The sequence below is a fragment of the Streptomyces sp. NPDC058295 genome, assembly GCF_042880655.1.
Classification (GTDB): domain Bacteria; phylum Actinomycetota; class Actinomycetes; order Streptomycetales; family Streptomycetaceae; genus Streptomyces; species Streptomyces coriariae.
In genome coordinates, this window is record NZ_JBHVYO010000036.1 from 81283 (window position 1) to 88131 (window position 6849).

Sequence of the window (6849 nt, forward strand, 5' to 3'; positions counted from 1 at the left end):
TGCCGTTCCCATTTCAACGCCGCCCGGTGATCCGGCCCGTCCGGCGCTTGCGGACAAGGCCCGTTCAGGGCCGAGGAGGGGCCTGGTGCACAGCCCCCGGAGACTCACACCCCCAGAGGCCCACACCGACGCAGGGCACCCAAGCACCCACGCTCACCGAACTCCCCGCTCCCGCTCCTCCACAACGGAGTTGTACGCCGCGACCTGCGCCCGCCGCCCCGTCCGCTCGACGGGCCGCAACGCCTCCGCACGCACCGCCATCTCCGCGGAGCTGACCGCACCCCCGGGCCCGTTCTCATAGGCGAGGGACACCAGCAGCCCCACCCGCTGCGCCAGCTCCAGCACCCGCACCGCCCGCGGCGGATACCCCGGCGCCAGGACCTCCCGCCCCCGCTCGGCCCGAGCCCGGTACGCGTCGATCGCCGCCTCCGCCACCGGCCCCGACCCCGCCAGGTCCAGTCGCGCCAGCACCGCCGTGGCGTCCCGCAGCGCTTCCGCCAGCTCCCGCTCCGCCTCGCCCAGCGACGGCACATCGGCCGGTGGAGCCTCCCGCACCGGTAGACAGTGCCACACGACCTCGACATGTACATCACCGTCGGGCCCGGCCTCGTACACCTCCGGCACCAGCCCGTACCCGGCGCCGTGACAGACCACGGCCTCCTCCGCATCGAGCGCCCGCGTGTTGAACTCCGGCGGTCCGCTCAGCCCCAGCGGATGTCCCGGCGCGGGCAGCGCCACCCGCAGCCCCTCCACCCCGAGCGCCCGCAGCCGCCCCAGCGCGAGGGTGAGCCCGACGGGTGCCGTCTCACCGGGCAGCCCCTCCACCCGGTGCACGGCGTCCTCGCCGACGATGGCGAGCACGGCGTCATCCGGCGAGACAATTCCGGCCAACAGGGCATTTCCCCAAGCGGCGAGGCGACCAGAGCGCGGTTCCGAGAGCATGCCCCCACCCTAAGGACCGGACCGATGGAACGGGCCGCCCGACCGGTGGCGTAGATTTTCCCGGAGGGGCCGCGCCCACCCATGCGCGGCGGTCCGAGCCACAGGCGCCCGCGACAACCGACCGGCCACACAGCAAGGGGAGACAACGCGCTCATGAGCGATGTTCTGGAGCTTCAGGACGTATCCGTGGTCCGTGAGGGCCGGGCTCTGGTGGACCAGGTCTCCTGGTCGGTCAAGGAGGGCGAGCGCTGGGTCATCCTCGGTCCCAACGGGGCCGGCAAGACGACCCTCCTGAACATCGCCTCCACCTACCTCTTCCCCAGCGCCGGCACCGTCTCCATCCTCGGCGAGACCCTCGGCAGCCCCGGCACCGACGTCTTCGAGCTGCGCCCCCGCGTCGGCATGGCCGGCATCGCCCTCGCCGACAAGCTCCCCAAGCGCCAGACCGTCCTCCAGACGGTGCTGACCGCCGCGTACGGCATGACGGCCGGCTGGCAGGAGGAGTACGAGGACGTCGACGAGCAGCGCGCCCGCGCCTTCCTCGACCGCCTCGGCATGAGCGACTACCTGGACCGCAAGTTCGGCACCCTCTCCGAGGGCGAACGCAAGCGCACCCTCATCGCCCGCGCCCTGATGACGGACCCCGAGCTGCTGCTCCTCGACGAGCCCGCCGCCGGCCTGGACCTCGGCGGCCGCGAGGACCTCGTACGCCGCCTCGGCCGCCTCGCGCGCGACCCCATCGCCCCCTCGATGATCATGGTGACCCACCACGTCGAGGAGATCGCCCCCGGCTTCACCCACGTCCTCATGATCCGCCAGGGCAAGGTCCTCGCCGCGGGCCCGGTCGAGCTGGAGCTCACCTCCCGTAATCTCTCCCTCTGCTTCGGCCTCCCGCTCGTCGTGGAACAGGTCGGCGACCGCTGGACGGCACAGGGCCTGCCGATGTCCTGACCGCTCCCCGTGCGCCCTGTCCCCGGCAGGACCTGCGGCCCTACCATGACGGTGTGAACGACATCGACGCATGGGTGTGGTGGCTCGTCGGCGCGGCAGCGCTCGGAATCCCGCTCGTGGTGACCGCGATGCCCGAGTTCGGGATGTTCGCGGTCGGCGCGGTGGCCGCCGCCGTCGTGGCGGGCCTCGGCTTCGGAGCCGTCGCCCAGGTGCTCGTCTTCATCGTCGTCTCCGTCGCACTGATCGCCGTCGTACGCCCGATCGCGATCCGGCACGCCAAGCAGCGTCCCCGACTCGCCACCGGAATCGACGCGTTGAAGGGCAAACAGGCCGTTGTGCTGGAGCGCGTCGACGGCTCGGGGGGCCGCATCAAACTCGCCGGAGAGATCTGGTCGGCCCGCGCCCTCGACACCGACCGCGCCTACGACGTGGGTCAGGAAGTCGATGTCGTGGACATCGAGGGGGCCACGGCGATCGTCATCTGACTCCGCGCAACTCCCGCACGACGTAAGTGAACAGAACACCTCACGAGCCGCACGACGGTCTGTCACACTCGTCCAGCAAGATCTTCAACAGGCATAAGATCTTCCGAAAGCGCCGAGGCGGAGAAAGGTACGGGGAGCCGCGATGGAACCGGTCATCATCGTCCTGGTCATTCTGGTGGTGTTGGTCTTCATCGCCCTGATCAAGACGATCCAGGTCATCCCGCAGGCGAGTGCCGCGATCGTGGAGCGGTTCGGCCGCTACACGCGGACACTCAACGCGGGCCTCAACATCGTCGTCCCGTTCATAGACACCATCCGCAACCGCATCGACCTGCGCGAACAGGTCGTGCCGTTCCCGCCGCAGCCGGTGATCACCCAGGACAACCTGGTCGTGAACATCGACACCGTCATCTACTACCAGGTGACCGACGCCCGGGCCGCGACCTACGAGGTCGCCAGCTACATCCAGGCCATCGAGCAGCTCACCGTCACCACGCTCCGCAACATCATCGGCGGCATGGACCTCGAGCGGACCCTGACCTCCCGCGAGGAGATCAACGCGGCGCTGCGCGGAGTCCTCGACGAGGCGACCGGCAAGTGGGGCATCCGCGTCAACCGCGTGGAACTGAAGGCCATCGAGCCCCCGACCTCCATCCAGGACTCGATGGAGAAGCAGATGCGCGCCGACCGTGACAAGCGCGCCGCGATCCTCACCGCCGAGGGCACGCGCCAGGCCGCCATTCTCACCGCCGAGGGCGAGAAGCAGTCCCAGATCCTGCGCGCCGAGGGTGAGGCCAAGGCGGCCGCGCTGCGCGCCGAGGGCGAGGCCCAGGCCGTGCGTACGGTCTTCGAGGCCATCCACGCCGGCGACCCGGACCAGAAGCTCCTCTCCTACCAGTACCTCCAGATGCTTCCGAAGATCGCCGAAGGCGACGCCAACAAGCTCTGGATCGTCCCCAGCGAAATCGGCGACGCCCTCAAGGGGTTGTCCGGCGCGATGGGCAACTTCGGCAACTTCGGCGGGGGTTCGGGGGGCAACAACTCCGGCAACGGCGGCAACGGCGGCGGTTCGGAACGCCGCGAGAAGCCGTCGATCGACTGACCCCCCACGAACACACGACCGGGGCCCACCTTCCGAGCGAAGGTGGGCCCCGGTCACATCCGGATACGGGCTACGCCGCGTCCAGGGTCAGCCACTCCGGCAGCGCGGCCAGGTCGTCCTGCCCCAGGGCCAGCAGCATCGCGTCCGCCGGCGTCGGCTCGAACGGCTGCCGCAGCAACGGCATCTCCGCCTGCTCCGGAGTCCGGTCCGCTTTGCGGTGATTGTCCTCCGCGCACGAGGCGACGGTGTTCAGCCACACGTCCTGACCCCCCTGCGCCCGCGGCACCACGTGGTCCACGGTCGTCGCCCGACGACCGCAGTACGCGCACCGGTGCCGGTCCCTTATCAGCACACCCCGCCTCGACCACGGAGCTTGTCTTCGGAAGGGCACCCGTACGTACCTGCACAGCCTGATCACACGAGGCGCCGGGATGTCGACCTCGGCTCCGCGCATCCGTAGTTCGGGGTGGGCCTGCTCGACGACGGCCTTGTCCTGAAGCACCAGAACGACGGCTCGGTTCAACGTCACCGTCGACAGCGGCTCGAAGCTCGCGTTCAGCACCAGCGTGTCCCGCATACCAGCCCACCTCCTGTGTGCACCGGCCCACCCCCTGGCGGGCTGGAGTCAACTCTGGCCGGGCACGCCGAGATGGACAACGCAATATCTGCTGCTCCACGGGAGGTGACCCCCGCGACCCCCGGCAACAAAAATGCCCGCCTCTGATCACTTCCAAGACCAGAGGCGGGCAAACGTTCAATGAACGATGAGCTGACTCATCCCTCCGCGGGAACCTCGTACTCACCGATCAGCTGAGCGCGGGCGATCGCGTGGAACCGCAGATTGAAGCCCACGACGGCGGGCGAGGCGTCGGCATCCGGACCGAGCTTCTCCTGGTCCACCGCGTACACCGTGAAGACGTACCGGTGCGGCCCGTCCCCCGGCGGCGGCGCGGCACCGCCGAACTCCTTGCTGCCGTAGTCGTTGCGCGCGTGTACGGCACCCTCGGGCAGCCCCTCGAACTTGCCGCCGCCCGCACCTGCCGGCAGCTCGGTCACCGAGGCCGGGATGTCGAACAGGACCCAGTGCCAGAATCCGCTGCCCGTCGGAGCATCGGGGTCGTAGCAGGTCACGGCGAAACTCTTGGCCCCGGAGGGGAAACCCTCCCACCGCAGCTGGGGCGAGGTGTTCCCCGCCGACTGGACCTGGGCGTCCTTGAGCGTCGCCCCCTCCTCGACATCCTCGCTCGTGACCGTGAACGACGGAACCGGCGGATGGAAGTCGTGGGGCAGCGGCCGCCTCTTCAGCTCGGTCACCTGGACACCTCCTGATTGATCGGAAAGGCACTCCCTTCGGAGCCTACGACCTTCACGCCCCGCGCGAGGACGCACAGAGGGCCCGGAACGCCGTACGGCACTCCGGGCCCTCTCCGTGTGTCAGAACCAGTTGCGCTTGCTGCCGACCTCGGACAGCCACTGGTTGAGGTACGCCGTCCAGTCGGTTCCCTGGTAGTCCTGCAGACCGACCTGGAACGAGCGGAAGGTGTCACTGCCCTCGCTGAACAGCCCCGGCTTCTTGTCCATCTCCAGCACGACGTCCATCGTGTGCTCGTCGGCCACGAAGCTCAGCTCGACCTGGTTCAGCCCCCGGTACTGCGACGGCGGGAAGAACTCGATCTCCTGGTAGAACGGCAGCTTCTGCCGCGTACCGCGGATGTGCCCGCGCTCCAGGTCCGCGTTCTTGAAGCGGAAGCCCAGCTGGATGAACGCGTCCAGGATCGCCTTCTGCGCCGGCAGCGGGTGCACGTTGATCGGGTCCAGGTCACCGGAGTCCACGGCGCGGGCGATCTCCAGCTCGGTGGTCACACCGATGTTCATGCCGCGCAGCGTCTGACCGTCGATCGTCGTGACCGGCGTCTCCCACGGGATCTCGAGCCCGAACGGCACCGCGTGCACGGCACCGGCCTGGAGCTCGAAGGCACCCCCGAGCCGCAGCTTCGTGAACTCGATGTCCTGCTTGTACTCCTGGTCGCCGCTCTCGACCTCGACCTTGGCCTGAAGCCCGACCGAGAGACCCTCGATCTGCTGGTTGACGGACCCGCCCTGGATCCGCACCTCACCCTGCACGACACCGCCCGGAACGACGTTGACCTCGGTCAGCACCGTCTCGACCGAAGCGCCGCCGGCCCCCAGACTCGCGAGCAGCTTCTTGAACGCCATGTCTCTCCCTCTACGACCTTCTTCTTACGGGATCCCTCGACCCCTACATACGCGATCCCGGCGCGGCCGGTTCCGTGCCCCACACCCTGGCAAGGCGGATGCCCGCTGACCACCCCGACGCACCCACGCGTCTGCACTACGCTCGGAGAGCATGATCGCGACCCCCGACCGTACGCCCCTCCCCAGGACCTTCTTCGACCGCCCTGTCCTGGAGGTGGCCCAGGATCTGCTCGGCCGTCACCTCGTCCGTACGACCCCCGACGGTCCGATCATCCTGCGCCTCACGGAGGTCGAGGCCTACGACGGCCCGAACGACCCGGGCTCCCACGCCTATCGCGGTCCCACGGCCCGCAACAGCGTGATGTTCGGTCCGCCCGGACACGTGTACGTCTACTTCACCTACGGCATGTGGCACTGCATGAACCTCGTCTGCGGCCCGGACGGCATGGCCGGCGCCGTCCTGCTCCGCGCCGGCGAGATCGTCGAGGGCGCCGAGTCGGCCCGCAAACGTCGACTCTCGGCCCGAAGTGACAAGGAACTGGCCAAAGGCCCCGCCCGGCTGGCCACCGCCCTGGATGTGGACCGGGCCCTCGACGGCACGGACGCCTGCGCCGCGGGGGACACCCCCCTGAGGATCCTGACCGGTACCCCGGTCACCTCCGACCAGGTACGCAGCGGCCCGCGCACCGGAGTGTCCGGCGATGGAGCGGTCCACCCCTGGCGCTACTGGATCGCCGACGACCCGACGGTGAGCCCGTATCGGGCACACGTCCCCAGGCGTCGCCGAAGTTGACTCGCTGTTGGCCGGCGCGTAATGTAGCCCGAGCCGCTTGACCGGGTACGACATTCGTCGGCAGTCGGAAGCGGCCAACCCACTACCTACAACGCCCCTCAGCGGGAGCGAATTCGGCATGTCCGCATGCCCGAATTCCAACCGCGCGGAACTCGATTATGAGTTGCGGAGGGAATCGGCTAACGTAGTGAATGTCGAAAGGCCGACAGGCGAAAGCCAAAGGCCCAAGACAATCCCCCCGACAGGGAATCGGATCAAGAAAAGGATCTGATAGAGTCGGAAACGCAAGACCGAAGGGAAGCGCCCGGAGGAAAGCCTGAGAGAGTCTCTCGGGTGAGTACAAAGGAAGCGTCCGTTCC

The 6849-nt window shown here is 68.8% G+C and carries 8 protein-coding genes; 4 read left to right on the plus strand and 4 right to left on the minus strand.

Annotated features, from left to right (window positions below):
• Positions 1–153: 153 nt before the first annotated feature.
• Entirely contained in the window at positions 154–942 is a 789-nt protein-coding gene (locus ACFVYS_RS31740; protein WP_389507639.1) for a hypothetical protein, read from the minus strand.
• A 153-nt stretch (positions 943–1095) separates the two neighbouring features.
• On the opposite strand from ACFVYS_RS31740, the gene ACFVYS_RS31745 reads away from it, so the two are divergent.
• The 3 genes from ACFVYS_RS31745 (at position 1096) to ACFVYS_RS31755 (ending at position 3480) form a co-directional block, all read left to right on the plus strand.
• Entirely contained in the window at positions 1096–1893 is a 798-nt protein-coding gene (locus ACFVYS_RS31745; RefSeq protein ID WP_054239278.1) for an ABC transporter ATP-binding protein, read from the plus strand.
• Between the two features lie 53 nt (positions 1894–1946).
• Positions 1947–2378, plus strand: a complete 432-nt coding sequence (locus tag ACFVYS_RS31750; RefSeq protein WP_389507641.1) for an NfeD family protein — start codon at positions 1947–1949, stop codon at positions 2376–2378.
• Between the two features lie 142 nt (positions 2379–2520).
• Positions 2521–3480: an SPFH domain-containing protein gene (locus tag ACFVYS_RS31755; protein ID WP_389507643.1), complete on the plus strand. Its 960-nt coding sequence runs from the start codon at positions 2521–2523 to the stop codon at positions 3478–3480.
• Positions 3481–3550: 70 nt separating this feature from the next.
• Here the strand turns inward: ACFVYS_RS31755 and ACFVYS_RS31760 are convergent, their stop codons facing one another.
• The 3 genes from ACFVYS_RS31760 to ACFVYS_RS31770 form a co-directional block, all read right to left on the minus strand.
• Entirely contained in the window at positions 3551–4057 is a 507-nt protein-coding gene (locus ACFVYS_RS31760) for an HNH endonuclease (RefSeq protein WP_389507645.1), read from the minus strand.
• Positions 4058–4254: 197 nt separating this feature from the next.
• A complete protein-coding gene (locus ACFVYS_RS31765; protein ID WP_389507647.1) occupies positions 4255–4794 on the minus strand; it encodes a YbhB/YbcL family Raf kinase inhibitor-like protein in 540 nt (179 codons plus the stop codon).
• A gap of 120 nt (positions 4795–4914) precedes the next feature.
• Positions 4915–5697: a sporulation protein gene (locus ACFVYS_RS31770; protein ID WP_389507649.1), complete on the minus strand. Its 783-nt coding sequence runs from the start codon at positions 5695–5697 to the stop codon at positions 4915–4917.
• Positions 5698–5848: 151 nt separating this feature from the next.
• On the opposite strand from ACFVYS_RS31770, the gene ACFVYS_RS31775 reads away from it, so the two are divergent.
• Entirely contained in the window at positions 5849–6490 is a 642-nt protein-coding gene (locus ACFVYS_RS31775) for a DNA-3-methyladenine glycosylase (protein ID WP_389507651.1), read from the plus strand.
• Positions 6491–6849: the final 359 nt, after the last annotated feature.